Raw genomic sequence first — 22,274 nt, forward strand, 5'->3', positions numbered from 1 at the left:
AAATTAGGGATTTTAAAAAAGAGTTTGCAGTAACTCCGAGGTAATCGTACTGTAAAAATTACACTATATTTTTTCAATATAGAGGTCTGAGATCCATTCAAATTGGTAATTTTTACCACAGGGATACGTTAGAGACATGTGCTTATCAAAAGCAGGGTTGATTTGTGTTTCATAGTGAACGATTTTTAATCCTGTCAATAATTTATTTTTACTATTTAATTTCTGAGTAATTTGTGTTAATTATATTTGTGATGGATAAAAAAATAAAAACAATGCTCATAAATTGACATAAAATATAGGCAACTAAGAATAGGTGGGCTCGAGATAAATAAAGCAAAACTTTCAAAATTTATGGATTATCATAACTTAAGGATAAGTAATGACACCACAACATATAATTAGCCAGCTGCTTGAGTCTGACTCTTCCCAACATCCCAAAAATCTTGAATTATTAAAAAAAATTATTATTACAGCTTATTTAGGGCGTCTGCAGATTAATGGTTTGCCACCGGATAATCAAATTGCTTTAGGTAATTATTTATTTGATAACGAACAATTAATATTTGACTTTACGCGCTTAAGTGATGAAAAAAAAGCGATATTTATGCAATGGTTTTTGGATCCCCATCAAAAGGAAAAAACTAAAAATTTTTTAAGTGGCTCTACAGTTAATGAATATCGTGGATTTACTGCAGAAGTTTCTTTAACCTGGTGGGGTAGAATAAAAAGCTGGTTTGAAGGTACATATCTAGAGTACTGGAAAATAAGTGATTTAAATTTATCACTGAAAAATATATCTCAGTATCAGCTCACTGGAATTGAAATGTGTCATGGAAGTCATGGAATATTAATTGGCTTTCATCAATTTCTTGTACCTGGAACAGGTACAAAATATAAAGATCCAAATGATCCTCAACAAGAGCCCTTAGGCAATACGAAAAGAGTATTTATTACTAATAAGCTTGTTGATCGGCTTATTACCTTAAATACTAAAAATATTAAATTTGAATCCATATGCAAAAACCCACATCCCCAGTCAATAGAGGTCACTGATCAGCAAGAGCGACTTGATAAAATGTACGATTATCGAAAAATGCAGAGATTTATGTCGCTAAAACCTTGGTATATACGAATGTGGAGTTGGTTATTTCCCTGGTTATCTGAAGAGAAAGAGAAAAGTAAAGCAATTAAAGAAAAACAAATTGTCCCATTATATGAAACAAAAAAATTGGAAATCTTTCGTTTTTTAAAATCACATCAGATTCTGGTTAGAGAAAAAAAACCGAATATAGAGAATATAGTTTTTTGTGGTGGCGGCGCTAAAATTTATGCTCATGTTGGTGTCTGTAAGGCCCTTAATAAAGCTAAAATTTTACCTGAAAAATTTGCAGGTAGCTCTGCGGGTGCAATTATGGCATTAATGTGCTATTTAGGTTACTCAGGAGATGAAATTGAAGAGTTATTTAAGCATTTTAAACACGAACATTTAGTTCATTTTGATATTAATCTCAATGGAATATCTGAGGCACACTCATTAAAAACAGCTTTGGATTATGCAATTGCATATAAATTGAACCAAATTGTTACCCAATATCAAATTCCATATCCGGAAGGAATAATTACTTTCGCCACTTTAGAAATGATCCGCCAAAAGTGTCCTGGTTGTGGGATTGGAAAAGAAATAGTAGTTACCGCAACTAATAAACGACAAGGTAGCACCCGTTACTTTTCATTAATTCGTTCACCAAATTTTGAAGTCAGTGAAGCAGTAAAAATTTCAGCAAGTTTCCCTATTGTATATCGTTCAACACTTATTGATGGAGAAGAGCATAATGATGGCGGAGTATTAAATAATTTTCCTACTGAAGCATTTTTTGATGATCATTCTACCTTACTTGAATCCGAATATGGTAATAACCTAAAAGTATTAGCAGTAAAATTTGATGACGGGCCTGAAAGAAAAGCAATAGATCGTGTAATGGATAAAGTCTATAGAGAAAATGTTATCCTTAACTGGATTTACACCTTACTTACAGGTGTAAGTGATCCTGCCAGCGGTTGGGAACGTGATCGCTTGAAATTAAGAAAATACGCATGTCAATCAATAGTGATAAATGTAGATAACGTATCAAGCTCTTCTTTTTCAGTCAGTAAAAAAAGCAGAAAGGAAATGATTGAGTCAGGTTACAAAGAAACACTGAATTATTTAAATATGCGTTATCATAAAAATGAATTGCAAGAATATGAAAATGAAGAATACATGTATTCAACATTTAGCTCATTAGGTGAATTACTTTCTTACTGTTGTTATAGAGGCGATAAGAATTGGTTTGATGTTGTCTATCAACTTATTGAAGAATCAACTGCACCAAATCAAAGTGAATTAATGAAACAAGCAGAAGAGTTAAGGGTACTTTATTTTAATCATCCAAATTCTGTTATTCACGGTCCTAAGCATGAAGATAATCCATTTACTTTTTTTGGTAATGAAGGGCTACAATCTTCTTTATGTTCAGTTCGATCAGAAAATCATAAAATTCTATTGGCTGTATTCCCTGTCTTTTTAAAATTATCCCAGGATCTTTTGAAAGACAGTATGGATAAAAAATTTTTTGATGACGCACGCCATTCTTTTTCATTAAAATCCCCTTTTGCTTGTTTGAAGCATTTTGCAAAAATTCGCAAGGAATCACACGTGATTATTCACATTGTTATTAATTTGCTAAAGGAACTGAAAGAGAATCCAAGTGAAAAGGTATATAATGCATTAAATCAGGTGTTGCAGTTGCTCTCATCGGGTAAGAGTATTTACAAAGAAGAGTATTTTGCGCGATGGGATTTGACTTTTTTACAAAGTATAAGGCTATTAAATGTGCTAAGTGACAATGCACATCCCCATGGCCGTTTAATTCGTGCCTTAAGTCGAAAATGTGAGCCTATGCAACGTGTAGTTTCAGGGGTTTTTTGTGAAGATTATGATGATTTTGAACACGAAGAATCGTTTTCTTATACTGTCTAATCTTATAGTTGTTAAACTTTATTTTAAAGTAAGCCCTAAATTAAGGAATAAAATAAAATTAAATGTGTTTTTAATAAGGCAACAGGGTTTACTTTACTTGAATTGATTATCACTATGACTTTGTTTGCATGTTTATTAATTATGGGCGTAAGTTCATATAGTTATTTTTTGCGAAAAAATGAACAGCAAATAATAATTGATGAGCTAAGAAATGCAATCCGGTACGCTAAGCTACAAGCAATGATAAATGGTAATTCTGTGTTCCTTATACCATCAGATGTTTCATTGAATTGGGCTAAAGGCATGACTTTGAATTTCATGAATAGACAAACAAATCAAGTAGAGTTAATTTATCAATGGCAATGGAGTCATCCACACTGGAGTTTACATTGGACAGGGGTTAGCTCTAATAATAAAATTATTTTTTCTAATAATCCAACCCAGGCAATGAGCAACGGGCACTTTAGTTTGATAAATATTAATACTCACGAAAAGATTACACTGACTTTAAATAGATTAGGTAGAATAAGATTAAGTAATAACTTGTCCCTAAAGCAGTAATTTTGTAAGATCACAAAGAAATATATTTTGTAAATAATCAAAGTCCATGCCTATCAATACTCATTCGATTTTTGTAATTAATGCGCAAAGCCCGGAAAATCTTAAAAAGTGGCTTAACCATCAAGCTTCGTTAACCGAGATGTTGCAAAAAATTAAAGGCGAAGCACAGCTTGAGCTAATTTCTCAAAACTGGGTAAATACAGATTGGTGGGATCAAAATGTTCTCCAGATTCAAGAGGAATCAATATTCAAGCGCGACATCATTATGAAAAGTCGAGGAGTATCTTATTGGTTTGCACGAAGTATTATTCCTAAGAAATGTTATGCGCTTGAGCCTTCTTTTTTTGATCGTTTAAAAAATGAATCAATAAAAAATTTAATCTTTGGAAATGATAAAGTACAACGTATCAACAGCATCAATTATGCAATTGATCACCATTGTATGGAGTTTTATTGGGTAAAAAAGAATATTAATACGGTTGAGGGTATTCTCTGGGTACGACTGGCTGAGTTTTCATTTCAACAGAGTGAATCATTTTATATAGCAGAAATAATGCTCCCTGAGTTAGAGTTTGTTTTATGAAGTGGAGCGCATATTGGCGTTTAATGCGTTTTGATAAACCAATAGGAATATTCCTACTCTGGTTTCCTACAGCTTGGGCATTATGGCTTGCTAATAAAGGGATACCTAATTTTAGACTTTTAGCTTTTTTTGTGTGTGGCACTGTATTAATGCGTGCCGCGGGCTGTATTATGAATGATGTTGCCGACAGAAATATTGATAAGCATGTTATGCGAACTCAATTTCGCCCATTAACAGCTGGTGAAGTGAGCTTAACTGAAGCATTTATTTTATTAGCCGTGTTGCTTTTAACCGCATTATATATATTAGTCCAGCTGCCTAAAAATTGCTTTTATTTGGGACTCATCGCACTTTTCATCTCTTTTGTTTATCCATTTTGTAAACGTTTTCTAAATGCGCCTCAATTAGTTCTTGGATTTGCATTCTCAATGGGAATTCCTATGGCATTTGTAGCCTCAAATGTATCTTTGAACAGTGAGTTTTATTTATTATTTCTTATCAATTTCGCATGGATTTTAGCATACGATACTATGTATGCAATGACGGATAAAATAGATGATTTGCGAATAGGGGTTAAATCTACGGCGATTTATTTTGCAGGTTTTGATCGATTAATTATTGGCTTATTACAAGGTTTATTTCATGGATTATGGTTGCTCTGGGCAATTATAAATAAAGTACATTTATTATTTTACCTTATTTGGATGACAGCGAGTTTAATTTTAATTTATCAACAAAAGCTGATTTATAAACGAGAACCACAAAAATGTTTCAAAGCGTTTATTGTCAGCGTTTATTATGGTGCCTTGATGTGGTTGGCCGTTGGTGTGGGCATTTGATAGTATATTAAAATCTAAAGAATTTTTTTATAGAAATAAATTATGGCTTTATTGGTATGTTTATGTGCAAGATTCATTACAGACCTATTTGTGAGAGGCGTTAACTCTACTGTCGAGAATCGACTTAGACGATCATGGCTTTTTGATGAATATCAGGCTAATTCAGTAATCTAACTGTGGAACAGCATTTAGCAAAAAATTGAAATATTAGAGTTAGTCACTTATTCTAGGCAAATATTAAATTAGTGTAAAAGAGAATTCTTTATCTTAAACTTGGATTTTGAGGTAAAAGATGATCTTAAAGTATTAAATTTAATTATTTTTCTTATCCTAACATGAGCATTAATATCTAGTTAAGAGATGTGGTTAAGCAATCCTTGCTATTCGTGTATACTTGTTTAAATCTTAGTATACACGAAAGAAAAAAACGGGGAGAACATATCCTGGATATTTAGAAGATCTCACTTCCATTATCAGCAACAACACGAGTATGTTTACCATAAATGACCAGAATTTTTTGCTTATTTTTAAGCTTTAAGTCTTCTGACTGTACTACAGAGATGATTCCCCCTGAGTTTAATTTAATAACGTACTCAACGCCACGTGTTTGACTGTATCCACTATCCACGAGATTGTTGTTTGTATTGTTATTCATGCCAGCCGTATTTCGTAAATGAACAGGGCGCTTAGAAATAATAACTCCTGGAATAACTTTTTTTACTTTACCGACTTCATTTGTATCGTATTCGCCCGGCGGTAGAGTGTTATTACAACTTGATAACATGAGACCTAAAAGTATCACGAGAATTGATTTAAAAAATATTTTTCTTCTTTGCATAGATTAAACTCCAGTTGAAAGGTGAACTAGAATAACTTTATATTCCTTATCTAATTAATGACTCTATCCTGATAAGTTATTAATGTCACGACTGTTAATTATGTTTAGAGCGTACGAAGTATAACTGAGATTTAATTGGTTTTTAACAGTTCACCTAATAAACTACTGGCTCCTATACGAAACCAGTTTTTATTAATTGGTTTATTAATCATTAATTCTGCAAGCACTGCATAATGAAAAGCTTGTTGTGGTTTTTTTATGCCACCTGAAATCTTAATCCCACAAGAGGCGTTTGCATCTTTTATTGCGCTTAATATGGCTATTGCTGCAGATAGTGAAGCCCCTGGCATGATTTTTCCTGTAGATGTTTTAATAAAGTTACATTCTAGATCGATTAATTCCCTGCTAATCGTATAAATATCTTGAAGGTTAGAAAACGCTCCACTTTCTAAAATTACCTTTAAAACAAGATTATGTTGTTTACATAATTCGGAAATTGTGTAGCACTGATGTAGTGCCTTTTGTGTGTGACCTTCAAGATACATGGAGTAGGGGAAAACATAGTCAATTTCATTGACTCCTAAGTGAGCTGCTTTATCTATCGATGCCAGTGAAACATCAAGTGGCTCCATTCCCTGTGGAAAATTAATTACTGTTGCCGTGCTAACGCTATGTTGTGGCATAATTTCAGGTAAGTGTTGCATGTAAATGCATAGGGCAGCTACCCCATTTTGTTGGGCATCGTGTTTTAATTGAGTTAATTCCTCTGTACTCGCATGCTCATCAAGTAAGGTAAGATCGATACTATGTATCAATTGCTTGACCGTGATGAATTGCTTCGGAAAACGGTCAAGCAGTTTTTCCATGACATTATTTAAATGATTTTCTACTGTCACTTTAAACCTGCAATATATTGTTTTATGATAAGATTAAGTTTTGCTGCAGCGCTTTCCGCCATTGCAATGACCGATTCATGGCTATGTGCTGTTTTAGATAAGCCTGTAGCATAATTGGTTATCATCGCGATTACCGCAACATGCATCCCACAATGATTCGCAACTAATACTTCTGGGACAGTAGACATTCCCACGGCATCAGCCCCCCAAATTTTAAATGCTCTAATTTCCGCGGCAGTTTCATAGTGTGGGCCTAATACGGAAATATAAACTCCCTCAGTCAGTCTGATTGAATTTTCTGTGGCAATGGATAACAATTTCAAACGCATAGTTTGATCATAGGCATTATCTAATGGGTAGAATCTTGGGCCAAACTCATCATCATTAGGGCCCATAAGTGGATTACTTGGTTGTAAATTTATATGATCGGAAATAAGCATTAATTCACCTGGCCCAACGTCTTCTCTTAGTGAGCCAGAAGCATTAGTTGCAATAAAATAAGTACACCCCAAGAGTTTCATAGTGCGGACATAGGTTTTTACTGTTTCATAATTTTCTATGCCTTCATATGTATGTGCTCTTCCCTGCAAACAAATAACACCTACCCCATTCCAATAACCAAGAATTAAATTACCACCATGTCCTTGTACTGTAATTTTTGGAAAACCAGGAAGTTCCTCATAGTTGATGCAAACTGCATCTTGCAGTTCATCAGCAAATCTACCTAACCCTGAACCTAACACTACAGCAACGACTGGTTTAAATGAAGGGTGTAAATTTTTTATATAGTTAGCTGCTAAATGAGCATAATTCTGCTTTGGGGCAGTATTTATCATACAAATATTCCTATTAATTAAGGGTTAAAATCAAAAGCAAGGGGCAGTAGTTCACTAATTTTAATGCTACGTAATATTGAGTCTTTGCTGCAAAGATGAACAATGGTCTCTTTGGAGGAAAATTCATAAATTCTTTGTCTGCATGCACCACATGGAGGACATAATAAATTTGTTCCAGCAAGAACAACAATACTTTTAATATTTTTTTCTCCTGCTGAGATCATCGCAGAAATAGCTGAAGCCTCAGCACACGTCGATAATCCATAAGAGCTGTTTTCGACATTGACACCTGTGAATAAAGTTTCTTTGTCAGTACGTATACAACTAGCGACACTAAATTTGGAATATGGGGAGTAAGAATGAGCAAGTGCTTTATATGCACTGGAAATCATTTTTGTAATTGTAGGATCCATATAAGTCTCAATCAAAATCTCTTAAGATTTTTTATTATAAAGAAGAAGTATGGATTTGCAAATCATACTCATTTCCATCTATATCAGGGGTATTGATGGTGGTCAGTTCGATTTCAGATATTTCATCTTCAGGCCTTTTAAAAATGCTGTTAGTAAGTCCAGGGCCTGGGGCGTTAGATTTTTTAGGGGAAATTGGCGGACCGAGTGAATCGTTCATTTGATAATAACTACCTTTAATGGATAGTGGATTGTCTGAACTTTTACTATGTAACCAATATTCAAATGCGAGTGACCCCAAGCCTGTATAAAGAAGAAGTGAAAAAATAGTAATCGGTATTAAGAAAGGAGGAAAGGCAACGACCAGTGTAGCTGAAACTGCCGAGACTAAGCTTATTACACATGATGTTATTGCATAATATAAATAATTTTTTTGTTGGGTATAAGAAAAATCCTCATTATCTTGTGGTGGATTTTTTAATTTATGGTATTCGCCAATGGTCCAAAGCACATTTCCGACAAGGAAAAGCCAAGCTGCTGCTGGAAAGAGAACGGGTACAAAAACAGCAGCAATACTGAGTCCGGTAGCGATTAATCCCAGGAATGATGAAAAAAAGAATTGTTCTTTAATCTGTGCAAAACCATACCATTTTTGGTGATGCTCTTTGTGATCTGGATGAAGAAGACAGGCAATGGACCAAGAACCATAGGCTAGAGAATAGATACCTAATGAAAGAAACTTGAAAATAGTAGATACTAAAGGAAAAGGAAGATATTGAAGTTTTGAAAGCAGAAAACCCAAGAAAAAAAATATACCACTTGTTTTTTCTAATTTCTGAGCTACTGTCATATTACAGAGATTCCAGTATTACTTAAGCTAGCACATTGTAACTTAATTAAACAGAAAAAAACAGTTTAATAACAGGGATAATTTTTAGTTTTTCTCAGGAACAAGCCGCGCCACGTCGGTGGTGGGGATGAATTGTCAACACGCCTTATTTGAATTTTGTAATTATTTTTCTGGGTTACTAGAGTTAAGTTTAATACGTACTAATAAACCACAGTCAGGATTATTTGAGGCCACTATTTCTCCCTGATGAAGTTGAATTGCACGAGCAGCAATAGCTAATCCTAAACCATACCCCCCTGTTTTTTTTGCTCTTGAAGTATCTACCCGATAAAATGGATTAAATATTCGATTAAGTTGATCTTCGGGAACGCCAGGTCCTTTATCAGTAATATCAATGTATATGTGTTCCTGAGTTTTGTCACGCGTTAAGGAAACAGTAACTTGTTCAGTTGCAGGGGAGTAGTGCAGGGCGTTACGGACTACGTTTTCTATTGCTCTATGAATTAAACGTTCATCAAGGAATAACTGGCATGGCTCAATAACTCCGGCTTTGACTCGAGGTAACTCGTTGCCAAATTCAAAATTTGCATCATTTATTATATTTAATAAAAGAGTTGAAAGATCCACTTCATTACAATTAAGATCAGTTGTTGATTTTTCCAAGCGGGCAAAATCCAAAATTTCAGTAATTAAGGCATTTAATCTCGAACACTCAAGCTCCATACGATTAAACTCACCATCTGCTAAATGATTTGTTTTTTTGCGCCCAAGCTCAATCGCAATTTGTAATCGAGCAAGGGGGGAACGTAGCTCATGGGAAATATCTTGTAATAGTCTTTCTTTCGATTTGACTAATGTTTCTACTTGTTCCGCCATGCGATCAAACTCAGCACTAAGCTGAGCAATTTCATCTTTGTTATGTCCCCTTAAATGTCCAACGCGGGTATTTAGCTTACCTTTTGCTATTGATTTAGCCGCCATTCCTAATGATCGTAGTGGTTGTGTTAAATAACGTGATAATAAATAACAAATAAGGCCACTAATAAAAATTGCTAAAATGAGGCGAATGGCGAGGCCTGCCCATGGAACACCAACAAAGTGGTAAATGGGTTGTTCACTAACTGCAGCGAGTCGATAGAATTTTCCAGATGTTGATAAAATTTCATGGCTTACAATAAGTTTGCCTGATTTTAAAATACCTTCACTTAATTGATCTTGAAGTAAATTTTCTGCAACCTTTTTTACGTTTTCTGGAGCTACATGAGTACCAATAATCTCACCAGTACTGGTGAGTAAATAAATAGACATGTGGCGAGAAATACCAATTTTATTCAGCCATTTTAAAAGAGCAGCTTGCTGGCCTGATTCATAAGTTGCAACCGCTGCATTAGCATAACTATCCATAAACAATTGTTCTTGTGCGGGTAGTGATGATTTATGGACAATATGACTAATAATCCAGGCTGTGGTAAAAATGATAAGGATAGTTGCTAGCCAAAAGGAAATAAAAATCTTCCAATATAAACTACGCATTAAACATATATCCAAATCCTCGCACTGTTTTAACTATGGGCTCTCCTTGAGGATTATCACCTAATTTATTTCTTAAGTTACTAATGTGGACATCAATACTGCGATCATACGCAGTATATTTTCTTCCAAGTGCATATTCAGTCAGCTCTTCCTTCGAAAAAGCTTGCCCTGGTGATTTAATTAACATTTCCAGGATATTAAACTCGGCATTAGTAAGCTCAAGATAATGCCCGGCCATGGTCACATGGCGTTTCGAACAGTCGACAACTATATTATGTTGTTCAATAATGGGTTTTGAGGCAGGAATTTTTTGCGTACGTCTTAAAATAGCTCTTAGGCGAGCCACTAATTCTCGTGGATTACAGGGTTTGGGTAAATAATCATCTGCACCAATTTCGAGGCCGACAATCCTATCTATATCGTCTCCTCGAGCTGTTAACATTAGGACAGGAGTTTCTAGGTGTTCGCGAATGGATTTTAACACTTCAAAACCATTTAATTTAGGGAGCATCACATCGAGAATAACCGCATCGAAAGGTTGATTTAATGCTTTTTTCACACCATTTTCACCATCATGGACGCAAACAGCATGATAGCCTTCTGGTTCCAGGTACTGTGACAATAAATCGGTTAGCTCTGTATCATCGTCTATTATGAGAATATTACCATTCATATTCATTATGCCTTGCGTTTATCAATACATTCGATCAATTTAATACGTCTGGAATCTGCATTAATAATTTTAAATTCAAAAGAATCAATAGTAATTGTTTCACCTCGTGTAGGCAAATGGCCAAAACTATTCATTACTATCCCACCGATAGTATCATAAAATTCATCGCTAAAATGCGCGTTAAGTTGCTCATTAAATTCTTCGATAGGCATATGTGCCTTGACAATGTAATGATTGTCTTCATGTACTTTAAGATAGGCATCTTCATCAATATCAAACTCATCTTCAATATCACCAATAATTTGTTCAATAATGTCTTCGATTGTAACAAAGCCTGAAACTTCTCCGTATTCATCGACTACTATAGCCATATGATTTTTATTACGGCGAAATTCACTGAGTAAACTGTCTAAACGCCTGCTTTCAGGAACAAAAGTGGCTTGACGACAAATATCAAGCAAATTAAAGGAGTCCAAATCAGTTGATTGGTAGGGCAATAAATCTTTGGCATGCAATATACCGATAATTTCATCAGAGTTTTCATCAATGACAGGAAATCTCGAGTGGCCCGTTTGGGTCACAGTTTTTATAATATCTTGAAACGGATCATTTTGCCTTATGCAAACCATTTGATTTTTGGGCAGCATAATATCTCGTACTCGCATTTTCGAGAATGAAATAGCGCCTTCTATCATTGCCAATGTTTCAGAACTAATAAGAGAGCGAATATGTGCGTCTCTTAATAAACTAACCAGTTCTTCTTGATTTTGTGGTTCACCCTGTAAAAACTGTTTAAACCGAGAAAACCATGAACTACTGTCTTCCTCTTTATTCAAGTTGATTACCCTCTGCGTCATAAGGATTAGCAAAGCCAAGCTCAGTTAACAATTTAATTTCAATAGATTGCATAATGGCTGCATCATCATCCTTAATATGATCATAGCCTAATAAATGCAGTATTCCATGAATTACAATTAAAGCCCAATGTGATTCCAAAGTTTTATTAAGTTGCTTACTTTCGTCAAGTAATACTTGTGGACAAATAATAACATCCCCTAAAAGAGAGTAGTCTAATTGCACTTCTGTAGGTAAGGTACATGGGAATGCTAATACATTAGTCGTTTTATTAATTTTTCTGTATGTATAATTTAACTGGAGCATTTCTTCAGGAGTAACCAGCCGAATCGTAAGCTCTGCTTCTTTTTTGTAATCTCTCAATGTAAGTGATGCCAAATGAGTTAATTGATCTTCACTGATAGGAAGGTATTCGTCCGTTGCATTTTGTATATCGATATAATAATTCATTTAGTTTTTCCAGATGATGCATTGTCATAGCAATCTACAATTTTAGAGACTAACGGATGTCGGACAACCTCACGGCTTGTGAAAGTATGAATACTAATATCGGGTATTTTTTTGAATAATCCTACTGCATGTGCAAGCCCGGAATCAATACCTTTGGGTAAATCTACTTGTGTCATATCTCCGGTTATGACCGCTTTTGAACCAAAACCGATACGGGTTAAAAACATTTTCATTTGCATGATGGTAGTATTTTGTGCTTCATCTAGAATAATAAATGACTCGTTAAGAGTTCGCCCACGCATGAATGCTAAGGGTAACACTTCTATGGTATCGGTTTGAATTAATTTTTGAGTTTCTTTAAATCCAATCATTTCATATAAGGCATCGTAAATGGGTCTTAAATAGGGAAGCACTTTTTCTACTAAATCTCCTGGCAGAAAACCTAATTTTTCACCTGCCTCTACGGCGGGTCTTACAAAAATTAACCTATGTACCTCACCCTTTTCAAAACATTGTATCGCTTTAGAAACAGCCAGGTAAGTTTTTCCAGTGCCTGCAGGGCCAACTGCAAAAGTTACTGCAAAACGATCAATTGCATCAAGAAAATCAGCTTGTTTGTCATTTCGTGCGGCAATTGATTTACGGCATAACTTAACATGATGGACGTTATGAATCATTATCTTTAGGTTTTCCTCAACCAGTAATTTATATATTATTCAGTATAGTATTTTTTATACATTCCTACCCAAACCATCATCGCTAAATTTTGCGAGGGATCTCCTGAAAAGGTAGTGGTGTACCTAAATTCTGAGCTCTCTCACTGGATGGGATAGTGGGTGTCCCATTACTTTCATTTTATTCTTTTTTTGATAAGGTGAAGTATAGGCACACAAGAATAGTGCAGAACACTCATCTTCTGCAAGATTTATGATACAATCATTTTTTTGTTATATAACAGACATCCATGATTGATCTTCATTGTCATAGTAATTTTTCAGATGGGGCCTTAACTCCAAAAGCATTGATACAAAAAGCACAAAACCAAAAGATTAGGTGTTTGTCACTTACTGATCATGACACAGTAGCGGGTTATCCAGGGTTATTACAGGCGGCTACGAATACCTCAATTAGGATAATTAACGGTATAGAAATCAGTGTACGTTGGAAAAAGCATGAACTTCATATTTTAGGTTATCAAATTCACCATACGTCAAGCCTACTAGAGCTAATTCAGCGCCAAAATCAAAACCGAGTGAGCCGTGCACAGCAAATAGGGACAGTATTAAACTCGTTAGGTATTAGCGATGCTTACTCCAAAGCTTGTGAATTAGCTGGGCATACTCGCGTGGGTCGGCCTCATTTTGCCCAACTGTTAGTTAATGAAGGTAAAGCTCGAGATCTTGCCTCAGCATTTAAGCAATATTTAGGAAGAGGAAAAAAAGCTTATGTGCCCACATTGTGGTTGACTGTTCAAGAGGCGGTAGAGGGAATTAAAGCAGCAGGAGGGCAGGCAGTGATTGCTCATCCACTTAAATACGGATTGACGCGATCTAAATTGCATGAGTTAATTAACGAATTTAAAGAGGCTGGTGGCGTTGGTATAGAAGTGGTATCTGGAGAAATGACACTTAATGAAGTTAATGAAATGGCCGCAACCAGTTTGCGTTTTCATTTATTGGCATCTTCTGGATCTGACTACCACAGTGATGGTCGTTCTCGTGTAAATCTTGGTGGCCAGAAACAGTTACCAGCAAATTGTACGCCAATTTGGCATGAATGGAACATTGAACAGGGGACTTTATGAGTCAGTTTTTTGCATTACATCCTGATAATCCTCAAGCACGCTTGTTGCGAAAGGCCGTAAATATAATTGAAGACGGTGGTATTATTGTTTACCCTACCGACTCTGGTTATGCATTGGGTTGTGGCCTAGGTAATAAATCCGCACTTGAGCGTATTCGAAGATTACGACAATTGGATAAAAATCACAATATGACTCTTGTTTGTCGTGATCTTTCCCAACTGGGTCTTTATGCTCGGGTATCGAATCCTATATTTAGGTTATTAAAAGCATTTACTCCTGGTGCCTATACTTTTATTCTTAATGCCACCCATGAAGTGCCTCGGCTCATGCTTCACCCGAAAAGAAAAACATTGGGTTTGCGCGTACCAGATAATGTAATAACGCTTGCATTGTTGGAGTGCCTAGAGGCACCTTTGATGAGTACTACTTTAATACTTCCAGGTGCTAAAGCACCATTAAGTGAGCCTGAAGCAATTCGAGATCTTTTAGGAAATCAAATTGATTTAGTAATTGATGGCGGTCATTGTGGGCAAGAACCTACAACTGTCGTCGATTTGACCGGTGATTATCCAGTGATAATAAGAGAGGGTAAAGGTGATCCCGAACCCTTCAAATAAATTGAGGCGATTTTCAACTTTTTAGTGAACAGGTGCACGTATGTCGTATGCTAATATTCCAAGTTAAATTAGGCATGAGCATTTGTGCCTTACGTTCAAGAAATACTCTGGAAAAGTTGAGAGTCATGTTAAATAAATCATTAAAAGAGGATATTGATGTCAGTATTATTTAGTTCCAATAAACGAGTTGTTTCTGGAATGCGTGTCAGTGGAAAATTACATCTTGGACACTACCACGGGGTAATAAAAAATTGGATCAACTTACAACATCAATATGATTGCTTCTTTTTTGCTGCAGATTGGCATGGATTAACGACTCAATATGATGAGCCTAGGTTTATAGAAAAACATCTATGGGATATGATTGTTGATTGGTTAGCTTGTGGTGTTAATCCTGGGCTGTCAAGAATTTTCATCCAATCCTGGGTTCCAGAACATGCGGAGTTGCATTTGCTTTTATCAATGATTACCCCTTTGGGGTGGTTAGAAAGAGTTCCAACTTTTAAGGACCAACAAGAAAAATTAAAGGAAAAAGATTTAGCAACTTATGGCTTTTTAGGTTATCCCTTATTACAAAGTGCGGATGTTTTGATTTATCATGCAGATTATGTTCCTGTTGGTGAAGATCAAGTCTCTCATATAGAGTTAACCCGAGAAATTGCTCGTCGATTTAACCATCTTTATGGTAAAGAACCCAATTTTGAAGAATTAGCAGCTGAAGCTATAAAAAAAATGGGTAAGAAAAATAGTAAGTTTTATAGTGAGTTACGTCGACAATTTCAAGAACTTGGAAATCACGAGGCAATCAAAACAGCTCAAGCTCTTTTGGAGGATCAGTCTAACTTATCCATTGGTGATAAAGAACGTTTATTGGGGTATTTAGAAGGTAGTGGTAAAATTATTTTACCTGAGCCTCATCCATTACTTACTGAAACAGCTAAAATGCCTGGTCTTGACGGGCAAAAAATGTCCAAATCTTATCATAACACCATTATGCTAAGAGAACCTCCTGACCAGGTAGAAAAGAAAGTGTTAACTATGCCAACAGATCCTGCACGAGTAAAGCGAACAGATCCGGGCGAGCCTGAAAAATGTCCAGTTTGGCAATTTCACAAAATATATTCCACTGAAGAAGTTAAAAATTGGGTTCAAACAGGGTGTCGTACCGCTGGAATCGGTTGTATTGAATGCAAAAGGCCTGTGGTTGATAGTATTAATAAAGAGTTAAAGCCCATTCAAGAAGCAATTACTGAATATGAATCAGATTTAGGCTCAGTAAAACGAATCGTTTCTGAGGGAAGTGAATCAGCACGAGAAGTAGCTTGTAAAAATCTGAGTACTGTCAGAGAAGTTATGGGACTTGATTATTAAAAAATGATATTTCAGCACAGGATAAAAAGGCATAACGGAGCGCAGTCAACATACATCAGTATGTGAAACTTCGATGCTTTTTACCCATATGCGCCAAATACAGTTTTCAGTACCAGAAGCATAAATGCTTAAGAAAATCATCATGAGTAGTTAAAATGGACATTGAATTATCAATTAAGCCAGAAATTAAAGCTGTAGTTGCAGGTAAAGAGCTTACCGAGCTGCCTGATGATTTATATATTCCACCCGATGCGCTTGAGGTATTACTGGATTCGTTTAGTGGCCCACTTGATTTACTTTTATACCTGATTCGAAAACAAAATATTGATATATTAGATATTCCGATTATGAGCATTACGAAGCAATATTTGCATTACATTCAATTGATGGAATGCCGGAGATTGGAACTTGCAGCAGACTATTTATTGATGGCTGCAATGCTTGCTGAAATTAAGTCACGCCTTTTATTACCAGCGCCTCCAAAAGGTGATGATGAAGAAGACGAAGACCCCCGCATGACTTTAGTGAGGAGATTACAAGCGTATGAGCAAATCAAATGCGCAGCTGAATTGCTTAACGCACTTCCACGACAAGAACGCGATAACTTTTTAATCCAAGTGATTCCCGTTGAACTTGAGCGAATTATTGTACATCCTGAAGTTGAATTAGAGGATTTAGTTGAAGCAATGATTGCTTTAATGAAAAGGGAAGAACAAGTAAGCCATCATCAAATTTCTCGTGAAGCTTTGTCTGTTCGAGAGCGTATGAGTAGTGTCTTACTAAAGCTTCAGGAACATCATGTTCTCGAATTTAAACAGTTATTTAGTTTGGATGAGGGAAGAATGGGGCTTATTGTTTCCTTATTAGCCATTTTAGAATTGTCGAGACAATCCTTAATTGTTATTACTCAAAATGAAGCCTTTGCTTCCATATTATTACAGGCAGCCTAATATAATGGATAATAATCTGTTAAAAAATATTATTGAAGCATTACTTCTAAGTACCAATGAGCCGTTAACTGCAGAGCGCTTATTAGAAACTTTTGACGAATGGCAAAGACCTTCTAAAGAGCATCTGGAAACCCTTATTAATGAATTAAAAGAAGAGTATTCGTCACGATCTTTTGAACTTATCCACGTTGCAACAGGTTTCAGCATCCAAACAAAAAAAGAATACAGTACTTGGGTCGCACGCTTACAAACTGAAAAGCCAGTTAAGTATTCACGTGCTTTGCTTGAAACATTAGCAATTATTGCGTACAAGCAACCAGTAACTCGGGCTGATATTGAGGAATTACGTGGAGTAGCAGTAAATAGCCAAATTATCAAAACCTTAATGGAAAGAGAATGGATTCGTATCTCTGGTTATAAAAATGTAGCAGGTAAGCCTGCGGTTTATACTACGACAAGAGAATTTCTCAATTATTTTAATTTACGATATTTAAATGAGCTTCCATCCTTGCCAGAGGTTATGGAAACATTGAACTTACATAATAACCCTAATGAAGAAGAGTATATTACCGAATGAGCAACGAAAGGTTACAGAAAATATTAAGTCAAGCAGGTCTTGGTTCTCGTCGTGAAATGGAGCGATGGATTGAAAATGGTTGGGTTCAGGTCAACGGGAAACCAGTTAAATTGGGTGACTCAGCAAGCGAGGAGGATAAAATCACGGTAAAAGGAAAATTGATCCCTAACCCTTTAAAAGTAAAGAAAAATGTACGGATTTTGCTTTATCATAAGCCAGTAGGAGAAATTTCAAGCCGCCATGACCCTAAATTTGAGAAAACTGTTTTTGATCACTTACCACATTTAAGACAAGGTCGTTGGGTACAAGTAGGGCGTTTGGATTTAAATACTTCTGGGCTACTGATTTTTACTAATTCTGGTGAACTCGCTAATCAATTAATGCATCCTAAATATGGATTTGAGAGGGAATATGCTGTGAGAGTCCGTGGACAAGTTTCTCAGGAAGTTTTAAATAATTTAACCAAAGGCGTTGAGTTAGATGATGGAATGGCGAAATTTACTCGTTTAGAGTTCCGTGGAGGTGAAGGCGCTAATAGTTGGTATCATGTGACTTTAAATGAAGGCCGTAATAGGGAGGTGCGACGTCTTTGGGAATCACAAGGTCTTGAAGTAAGCCGTTTGATTCGAATTCGCTACGGAACGATTACCATGCCACGATATTTATCTCGGGGGCAGCATTATGAGTTAACGCCAAAAGAGGTTTCGGATTTATTGGCTACTTTGCCTAAAGTTTAGCGAGCATTGATAATCAAAGGATTAAAGATAGGGACATTATATAACACCAAGTAAAAATTTAATTATTAGTGATACACGAAGCCAGAGGAGTATAATACTAATTTAACAATCGTATATTGTATTTGTTCAGAGAGCATGCCTGGTTTTAGGTGTTACCGAATTCGAAACGCTTGTAAAGAAACATAACCATCGAAATCGGTATATTCTATAAAATAGCAAAACTAGAATACCATTTAGCTTAAAACCTGGTCTATGCGGTATAATTGCTTTTATCAAACGGTTTTAATGATTCTGCAATCTGTTTATATAATTCAGGAAGCCATCTTGGTTGTGCAAATGTTGATGTAGATGGTTTTTTCTTCCGAAGATCATTGGGAGCAATAATCACCTTAATATTATTTAAACCAACACGTCTTGCTAAAATAAATAGTTGATCAATTGCGAGATCACCAACGGCCAAACAACCTACAGATAAATTTTTGCCATGGATGAAAATATTATTTCCCAATTGTTTTCTTCCATCTTGGTAACCTTTTTGTCTGTCGAAACTATTTGGATAATTGATCATCATAGAGAGATGCATGCTACTAAAAGGATTGAAATTAACTAATTTATACACACCTTCAGGAATTTGTTTATCATTTTCACGTAATTTAGGTCCCAAGCGACCGCTGAACCCTGTTAGCGGGTAATCATGAATGTGTTTCCATGATTGGTTTGAATTTCTTGCCCAAAGCTCTACCTTTCTTTCGGATTTAAAAGCAAGTAGTGCTAATTCACGGGGAGGATAGCTGACCCCGGCTCTTGAAAAATAGGATTTTAACTGGGGTTCTACTCTTAAACCGTAGCGTTGTACAGCACGATCAACAGCTTGATCCCAATTAAGTTTGGGCGCCATAGCATAGCTATTAAAGCTAAATACTATCATAATAAGAGCAAATACTCTCTTCATGTTAATACTAAAAAGATAAATTTTTGACATGGTATCAAATAATAATCCAAAGAACAATTTAACTTCCAGCGTTATCAAAGCTAGCTCGCACATTTACTACTGAACCTCTTTTTACTCTTTTTTATGTTTTAATAATATTTGATTTCTAATCGATAACGGTAATTGCGCAGCAACAAAATCAGGACTTACAGCTAACCGTCCTAAAGATGGTATTAAACCATAATAATTAGGACAGAGATACATGATAGAAGTATCAATATTAACTTTATAAAATACATACTTGCTCTTACAGTAATCAGGCTTGTTAATAAGTGCAACTTGTATAATAGGAGTGCCTTCCATTTTATTTTCAATAAAAAAAGCATTCATCCAAAGATTAATAATGCTTACAAGTGCAATAACAACTAAAAATGCATTAACAAAACTATATACATATCTTAATGTACTACCCGTACTTAAATGTGAAATAACGTAAATTAAAGTAATCAACAATATAAGTAAATTTGAAGTATATATCGAAGCATTATAATAATTGAAATATGTGCCAAAAATTTGATTGCCTGAGAATTGAAGATGAATCAACATAGCTATAAGGCTTAGCCAAAGAGCTGAAATCATGTAATAGATGGCTCTTTTTTTTATTCCAATAATTAGTAGTAATAGAGCAATCAATGGAAATAAAATTTGAATTAATTTTGCAATGGTATTCATTCAAGAGAACTCTTCAAGTTAGGTTCTTTAGATATTTGCTTCCCATGACCTACGTTTTGAGCATAAAGCGGGTATTGATAAGCAACAAAACCTTATATTTATTCTTAAAAACATATAGTTATAACAGTATTTTTAATTGGTGTATAGTGAGCTTGCATTAGTTTAACTGGAGGATGGATTTTTTTGTCTAATAAGAATAATGCTTGGTTGTACAGGATATCGTGTTGTTTTAACTATCTCTTCGGGAAGCAAGATTTGTTTCACAGCAAAAGTCTCCTCTGTTTTAAGTAAATAATCAAAAGGATCAATAAGTTTTTTAAAAGAGTTCTTATTCTTTTGTTTAGAAACCGATTTGGATGAGTGAATGCTACCTATCCATAGAGGTTTATTTGACTTCAATAAAGTATAATTAGATTCCCAGATTCTTAATTCTAAAGTTAAATCAGATCCCTTTTCAGTATAAGTCATAATTAATACAGGTGGTTTATTTTCATAAAGTTGAGTGAATAATGGTAATTTTACACTATTAGGTCCTTTACTCATTCGCATTAATAAATTGGAAAAAAATGAATCCAAATGCGATTCCCATCCAATTTCTTCCAAGCTATGTTGAAATAAATATAAATCTCCAGCATATTGTAAATTAAGTAAACTGATCCTTTTTCCAATTCTACTTAATTGATAAATTGGCAATATAGGTTTTTTTTGTTGCCACCATGCATTTTCACTTAATGTATATTGCTGATGATAAGATCTATGGTTATAGGATAATGTTTTGAAATTATAAGAGGTGGATACAAGTGAAAATAAAAAAATACTGATAAAAAAGGGTGAAAATACCAATAAAGAAAAGGATGTTCTTGTGAGGATAAAGTTCGCTTTTCTATAAACAAGGCAATGTACAAGACAAATTGCTGCACCTGCAAAATAAGAGGCAATAATATCTGTAAACCAATAATCTCCTAAATAAATGGAGCCTAAACCGCTTAAGGCTAAGAGAGTAAAGATGATAGACTTAAGGACATTCGTAAATAAATTATAAGTGTTTTTTATATAAAATAAGATGAATCCATATAGCGCCGTAGCGATTTCAAGATTAATTGCTGGAAATGAGGAACCAGGCATAACCACTAAAATTCCAGTTGGTCTGGGTTCGTATACAGCAAATGCCAATATGAATATAAGAAGACAATTAAAAATAATAAGGCTGAATAAATAAATCACCGTAGAAATTTTATTATGATATATAAACCAGCAGGAACTAATAATGAAAAAACCGACAATGGTTATAGTGCTCGTAAGTTGGGTACAATAAATAAAAATAATTTTGATTATCGTTGTATCAAGACTGTGAAGGAATAAATAAATCGGTAAATTAATATAAGACAGACAGGATGTCTTAACTGTTAATCCCAAAATAATAACAAAACCTAGGATACAAAAAAGAGTAATGAGTACTAAGGATGCTGTAGTATAGTGGTCTTTTTCATCAATCGGTGTGAGCGCTTGATATACATGGGCTAATAATGGATTATCTTTAAATTTAATCCATAAATTATGTAGCGATAATTTTAAGAAAGAATTTAATTGCTTAATGAGCCACTTAAATATTAAGCTGATAAGCCAAATTCCAGCAAGAACTATAAGGATTAATACAAATAAGTGGGTCGCGTTCTCTGCTGATAGCTCATGACTTGCAGCTCCGAGAATAACTCCAGGCATTACGTATAATAGAGACCATCCTATAGCTGATAAGACATTTGCAACAAAAAAATGCCATTGTTTCATATGGAGTATTCCAGCAATCACCGGAATAATAGAACGTAAGGGGCCAACAAAACGGCCTATCAAGACACTTTTTCCGCCATGAGCCTTAAAAAAATCTTTTCCATATTGTAGCCATTTGGGATATTTCTTAAATGGCCAAATGTCAATTAACTGCTCGCTGTAATAGTAGCCTAGGGCATAGCTTAAACTATCACCTGCTACAGCACCTAAAATAGCTGCCAATAAAGTGAGGTCAACACGCATAACCCCAGAACCGGCGAGAATTCCTATAGCAGTCATGGTAACACTACCTGGAACTATACTTCCTATGATTGCTAATGACTCGGTTAATGAAATCAGGAATGTTATAAATAAAGACCAGTGAGGGTTTTGTTGCAACCAGTCTGTAAGTGGTTGTACATAGTCTATGAACAAGTTCATGGGG

At 35.1% G+C, this 22,274-nt stretch carries 23 protein-coding genes; 10 read left to right on the forward strand and 13 right to left on the reverse strand.

The window, feature by feature from the left end:
- Window positions 1-379 precede the first annotated feature (379 nt).
- Genes vpdC through ubiA form a run of 4 tightly spaced genes read left to right on the forward strand, consistent with a single transcriptional unit; the run spans window position 380 to window position 5,002 of the window.
- Window positions 380-3,019 (forward strand): Dot/Icm T4SS effector VpdC, encoded by a 2,640-nt coding sequence (vpdC, locus tag EKG34_RS08340; RefSeq protein ID WP_003636977.1) that lies wholly within the window; start codon window positions 380-382, stop codon window positions 3,017-3,019.
- Window positions 3,020-3,076: 57 nt separating this feature from the next.
- A complete protein-coding gene (locus EKG34_RS08345) occupies window positions 3,077-3,580 on the forward strand; it encodes a GspH/FimT family pseudopilin (protein WP_035905123.1) in 504 nt (167 codons plus the stop codon).
- A 46-nt stretch (window positions 3,581-3,626) separates the two neighbouring features.
- Window positions 3,627-4,163 carry a chorismate--pyruvate lyase family protein gene (locus tag EKG34_RS08350; protein ID WP_003636980.1) on the forward strand — a complete coding sequence of 179 codons (537 nt, stop codon included), beginning with the start codon at window positions 3,627-3,629 and terminating at the stop codon, window positions 4,161-4,163.
- Entirely contained in the window at window positions 4,160-5,002 is an 843-nt protein-coding gene (gene ubiA / locus EKG34_RS08355) for a 4-hydroxybenzoate octaprenyltransferase (RefSeq protein WP_012979132.1), read from the forward strand. Before EKG34_RS08350 ends, ubiA begins: the two co-directional genes overlap by 4 nt.
- A 451-nt stretch (window positions 5,003-5,453) precedes the next feature.
- Here the strand turns inward: ubiA and EKG34_RS08360 are convergent, their stop codons facing one another.
- The 10 genes from EKG34_RS08360 to EKG34_RS08405 form a co-directional block, all read right to left on the reverse strand.
- On the reverse strand, window positions 5,454-5,840 hold the full coding sequence (locus EKG34_RS08360; protein ID WP_003636982.1) for a hypothetical protein: 387 nt from the start codon (window positions 5,838-5,840) through the stop codon (window positions 5,454-5,456).
- Between the two features lie 131 nt (window positions 5,841-5,971).
- Window positions 5,972-6,736, reverse strand: a complete 765-nt coding sequence (gene deoC, locus EKG34_RS08365) for a 2-deoxyribose-5-phosphate aldolase (RefSeq protein WP_003636983.1) — start codon at window positions 6,734-6,736, stop codon at window positions 5,972-5,974.
- Window positions 6,733-7,572 (reverse strand): purine-nucleoside phosphorylase, encoded by an 840-nt coding sequence (locus EKG34_RS08370; RefSeq protein ID WP_003636984.1) that lies wholly within the window; start codon window positions 7,570-7,572, stop codon window positions 6,733-6,735. Before EKG34_RS08370 ends, deoC begins: the two co-directional genes overlap by 4 nt.
- 17 nt (window positions 7,573-7,589) lie before the next feature.
- Window positions 7,590-7,985 carry a cytidine deaminase gene (cdd, locus tag EKG34_RS08375; RefSeq protein ID WP_003636985.1) on the reverse strand — a complete coding sequence of 132 codons (396 nt, stop codon included), beginning with the start codon at window positions 7,983-7,985 and terminating at the stop codon, window positions 7,590-7,592.
- A 34-nt stretch (window positions 7,986-8,019) separates the two neighbouring features.
- Window positions 8,020-8,832, reverse strand: coding sequence for a hypothetical protein (locus tag EKG34_RS08380; protein WP_003636986.1), 813 nt, complete (start codon window positions 8,830-8,832; stop codon window positions 8,020-8,022).
- Between the two features lie 162 nt (window positions 8,833-8,994).
- Window positions 8,995-10,365 carry a two-component system sensor histidine kinase CpxA gene (gene cpxA / locus EKG34_RS08385; protein WP_003636987.1) on the reverse strand — a complete coding sequence of 457 codons (1,371 nt, stop codon included), beginning with the start codon at window positions 10,363-10,365 and terminating at the stop codon, window positions 8,995-8,997.
- A complete protein-coding gene (gene cpxR / locus EKG34_RS08390; protein ID WP_003636989.1) occupies window positions 10,358-11,038 on the reverse strand; it encodes a two-component system response regulator CpxR in 681 nt (226 codons plus the stop codon). The genes cpxA and cpxR overlap by 8 nt, the downstream gene beginning before the upstream one ends.
- A 5-nt stretch (window positions 11,039-11,043) precedes the next feature.
- Window positions 11,044-11,895 (reverse strand): HlyC/CorC family transporter, encoded by an 852-nt coding sequence (locus EKG34_RS08395; protein ID WP_012979131.1) that lies wholly within the window; start codon window positions 11,893-11,895, stop codon window positions 11,044-11,046.
- Window positions 11,867-12,343 (reverse strand): rRNA maturation RNase YbeY, encoded by a 477-nt coding sequence (ybeY, locus tag EKG34_RS08400; RefSeq protein ID WP_003636991.1) that lies wholly within the window; start codon window positions 12,341-12,343, stop codon window positions 11,867-11,869. Before ybeY ends, EKG34_RS08395 begins: the two co-directional genes overlap by 29 nt.
- Window positions 12,340-13,020 carry a PhoH family protein gene (locus tag EKG34_RS08405; protein WP_003636992.1) on the reverse strand — a complete coding sequence of 227 codons (681 nt, stop codon included), beginning with the start codon at window positions 13,018-13,020 and terminating at the stop codon, window positions 12,340-12,342. Before EKG34_RS08405 ends, ybeY begins: the two co-directional genes overlap by 4 nt.
- Window positions 13,021-13,307: 287 nt before the next feature.
- On the opposite strand from EKG34_RS08405, the gene EKG34_RS08410 reads away from it, so the two are divergent.
- The 6 genes from EKG34_RS08410 (at window position 13,308) to rluB (ending at window position 18,399) form a co-directional block, all read left to right on the forward strand.
- On the forward strand, window positions 13,308-14,147 hold the full coding sequence (locus EKG34_RS08410; protein ID WP_003636993.1) for a PHP domain-containing protein: 840 nt from the start codon (window positions 13,308-13,310) through the stop codon (window positions 14,145-14,147).
- The gene (locus EKG34_RS08415; protein WP_003636994.1) at window positions 14,144-14,764 is read left to right on the forward strand and encodes an L-threonylcarbamoyladenylate synthase; all 621 of its coding nucleotides are present in this window, start codon (window positions 14,144-14,146) and stop codon (window positions 14,762-14,764) included. The genes EKG34_RS08410 and EKG34_RS08415 overlap by 4 nt, the downstream gene beginning before the upstream one ends.
- Before the next feature lie 156 nt (window positions 14,765-14,920).
- Window positions 14,921-16,135, forward strand: coding sequence for a tryptophan--tRNA ligase (locus tag EKG34_RS08420; protein WP_003636996.1), 1,215 nt, complete (start codon window positions 14,921-14,923; stop codon window positions 16,133-16,135).
- 155 nt (window positions 16,136-16,290) lie between these two features.
- Window positions 16,291-17,085: a segregation and condensation protein A gene (locus EKG34_RS08425; protein ID WP_003636997.1), complete on the forward strand. Its 795-nt coding sequence runs from the start codon at window positions 16,291-16,293 to the stop codon at window positions 17,083-17,085.
- 4 nt (window positions 17,086-17,089) lie between these two features.
- A complete protein-coding gene (scpB, locus tag EKG34_RS08430; RefSeq protein ID WP_003636998.1) occupies window positions 17,090-17,662 on the forward strand; it encodes an SMC-Scp complex subunit ScpB in 573 nt (190 codons plus the stop codon).
- Window positions 17,659-18,399, forward strand: a complete 741-nt coding sequence (rluB, locus tag EKG34_RS08435; protein ID WP_003636999.1) for a 23S rRNA pseudouridine(2605) synthase RluB — start codon at window positions 17,659-17,661, stop codon at window positions 18,397-18,399. The genes scpB and rluB overlap by 4 nt, the downstream gene beginning before the upstream one ends.
- A gap of 250 nt (window positions 18,400-18,649) precedes the next feature.
- Here the strand turns inward: rluB and EKG34_RS08440 are convergent, their stop codons facing one another.
- From EKG34_RS08440 to EKG34_RS08450, 3 genes are all read right to left on the reverse strand, one after another.
- Window positions 18,650-19,351 (reverse strand): L,D-transpeptidase family protein, encoded by a 702-nt coding sequence (locus tag EKG34_RS08440; RefSeq protein WP_172622905.1) that lies wholly within the window; start codon window positions 19,349-19,351, stop codon window positions 18,650-18,652.
- A 111-nt stretch (window positions 19,352-19,462) separates the two neighbouring features.
- Entirely contained in the window at window positions 19,463-20,062 is a 600-nt protein-coding gene (locus EKG34_RS08445; RefSeq protein ID WP_003637002.1) for a type I secretion system protein LssZ, read from the reverse strand.
- Between the two features lie 162 nt (window positions 20,063-20,224).
- Complete coding sequence (locus EKG34_RS08450) at window positions 20,225-22,270, reverse strand: VTT domain-containing protein (RefSeq protein WP_003637003.1); 2,046 nt, start codon at window positions 22,268-22,270, stop codon at window positions 20,225-20,227.
- Window positions 22,271-22,274: the final 4 nt, after the last annotated feature.

The sequence above is a fragment of the Legionella longbeachae genome (assembly GCF_004283175.1).
Lineage (GTDB): Bacteria > Pseudomonadota > Gammaproteobacteria > Legionellales > Legionellaceae > Legionella > Legionella longbeachae.

What these genes read in the sequence shown, in the direction of transcription:
- vpdC (WP_003636977.1), top strand. Translation starts at nt 380, where the DNA reads ATGACACCACAACATATAATTAGCCAGCTGCTTGAGTCTGACTCTTCC.
- EKG34_RS08350 (WP_003636980.1), top strand. Translation starts at nt 3,627, where the DNA reads ATGCCTATCAATACTCATTCGATTTTTGTAATTAATGCGCAAAGCCCG.
- ubiA (WP_012979132.1), top strand. Translation starts at nt 4,160, where the DNA reads ATGAAGTGGAGCGCATATTGGCGTTTAATGCGTTTTGATAAACCAATA.
- EKG34_RS08360 (WP_003636982.1), bottom strand. Translation starts at nt 5,840, where the DNA reads ATGCAAAGAAGAAAAATATTTTTTAAATCAATTCTCGTGATACTTTTA.
- EKG34_RS08370 (WP_003636984.1), bottom strand. Translation starts at nt 7,572, where the DNA reads ATGATAAATACTGCCCCAAAGCAGAATTATGCTCATTTAGCAGCTAAC.
- cdd (WP_003636985.1), bottom strand. Translation starts at nt 7,985, where the DNA reads ATGGATCCTACAATTACAAAAATGATTTCCAGTGCATATAAAGCACTT.
- EKG34_RS08380 (WP_003636986.1), bottom strand. Translation starts at nt 8,832, where the DNA reads ATGACAGTAGCTCAGAAATTAGAAAAAACAAGTGGTATATTTTTTTTC.
- cpxA (WP_003636987.1), bottom strand. Translation starts at nt 10,365, where the DNA reads ATGCGTAGTTTATATTGGAAGATTTTTATTTCCTTTTGGCTAGCAACT.
- cpxR (WP_003636989.1), bottom strand. Translation starts at nt 11,038, where the DNA reads ATGAATGGTAATATTCTCATAATAGACGATGATACAGAGCTAACCGAT.
- EKG34_RS08395 (WP_012979131.1), bottom strand. Translation starts at nt 11,895, where the DNA reads ATGACGCAGAGGGTAATCAACTTGAATAAAGAGGAAGACAGTAGTTCA.
- ybeY (WP_003636991.1), bottom strand. Translation starts at nt 12,343, where the DNA reads ATGAATTATTATATCGATATACAAAATGCAACGGACGAATACCTTCCT.
- EKG34_RS08405 (WP_003636992.1), bottom strand. Translation starts at nt 13,020, where the DNA reads ATGATTCATAACGTCCATCATGTTAAGTTATGCCGTAAATCAATTGCC.
- EKG34_RS08410 (WP_003636993.1), top strand. Translation starts at nt 13,308, where the DNA reads ATGATTGATCTTCATTGTCATAGTAATTTTTCAGATGGGGCCTTAACT.
- EKG34_RS08415 (WP_003636994.1), top strand. Translation starts at nt 14,144, where the DNA reads ATGAGTCAGTTTTTTGCATTACATCCTGATAATCCTCAAGCACGCTTG.
- EKG34_RS08420 (WP_003636996.1), top strand. Translation starts at nt 14,921, where the DNA reads ATGTCAGTATTATTTAGTTCCAATAAACGAGTTGTTTCTGGAATGCGT.
- EKG34_RS08425 (WP_003636997.1), top strand. Translation starts at nt 16,291, where the DNA reads ATGGACATTGAATTATCAATTAAGCCAGAAATTAAAGCTGTAGTTGCA.
- scpB (WP_003636998.1), top strand. Translation starts at nt 17,090, where the DNA reads ATGGATAATAATCTGTTAAAAAATATTATTGAAGCATTACTTCTAAGT.
- rluB (WP_003636999.1), top strand. Translation starts at nt 17,659, where the DNA reads ATGAGCAACGAAAGGTTACAGAAAATATTAAGTCAAGCAGGTCTTGGT.
- EKG34_RS08440 (WP_172622905.1), bottom strand. Translation starts at nt 19,351, where the DNA reads ATGAAGAGAGTATTTGCTCTTATTATGATAGTATTTAGCTTTAATAGC.
- EKG34_RS08445 (WP_003637002.1), bottom strand. Translation starts at nt 20,062, where the DNA reads ATGAATACCATTGCAAAATTAATTCAAATTTTATTTCCATTGATTGCT.
- EKG34_RS08450 (WP_003637003.1), bottom strand. Translation starts at nt 22,270, where the DNA reads ATGAACTTGTTCATAGACTATGTACAACCACTTACAGACTGGTTGCAA.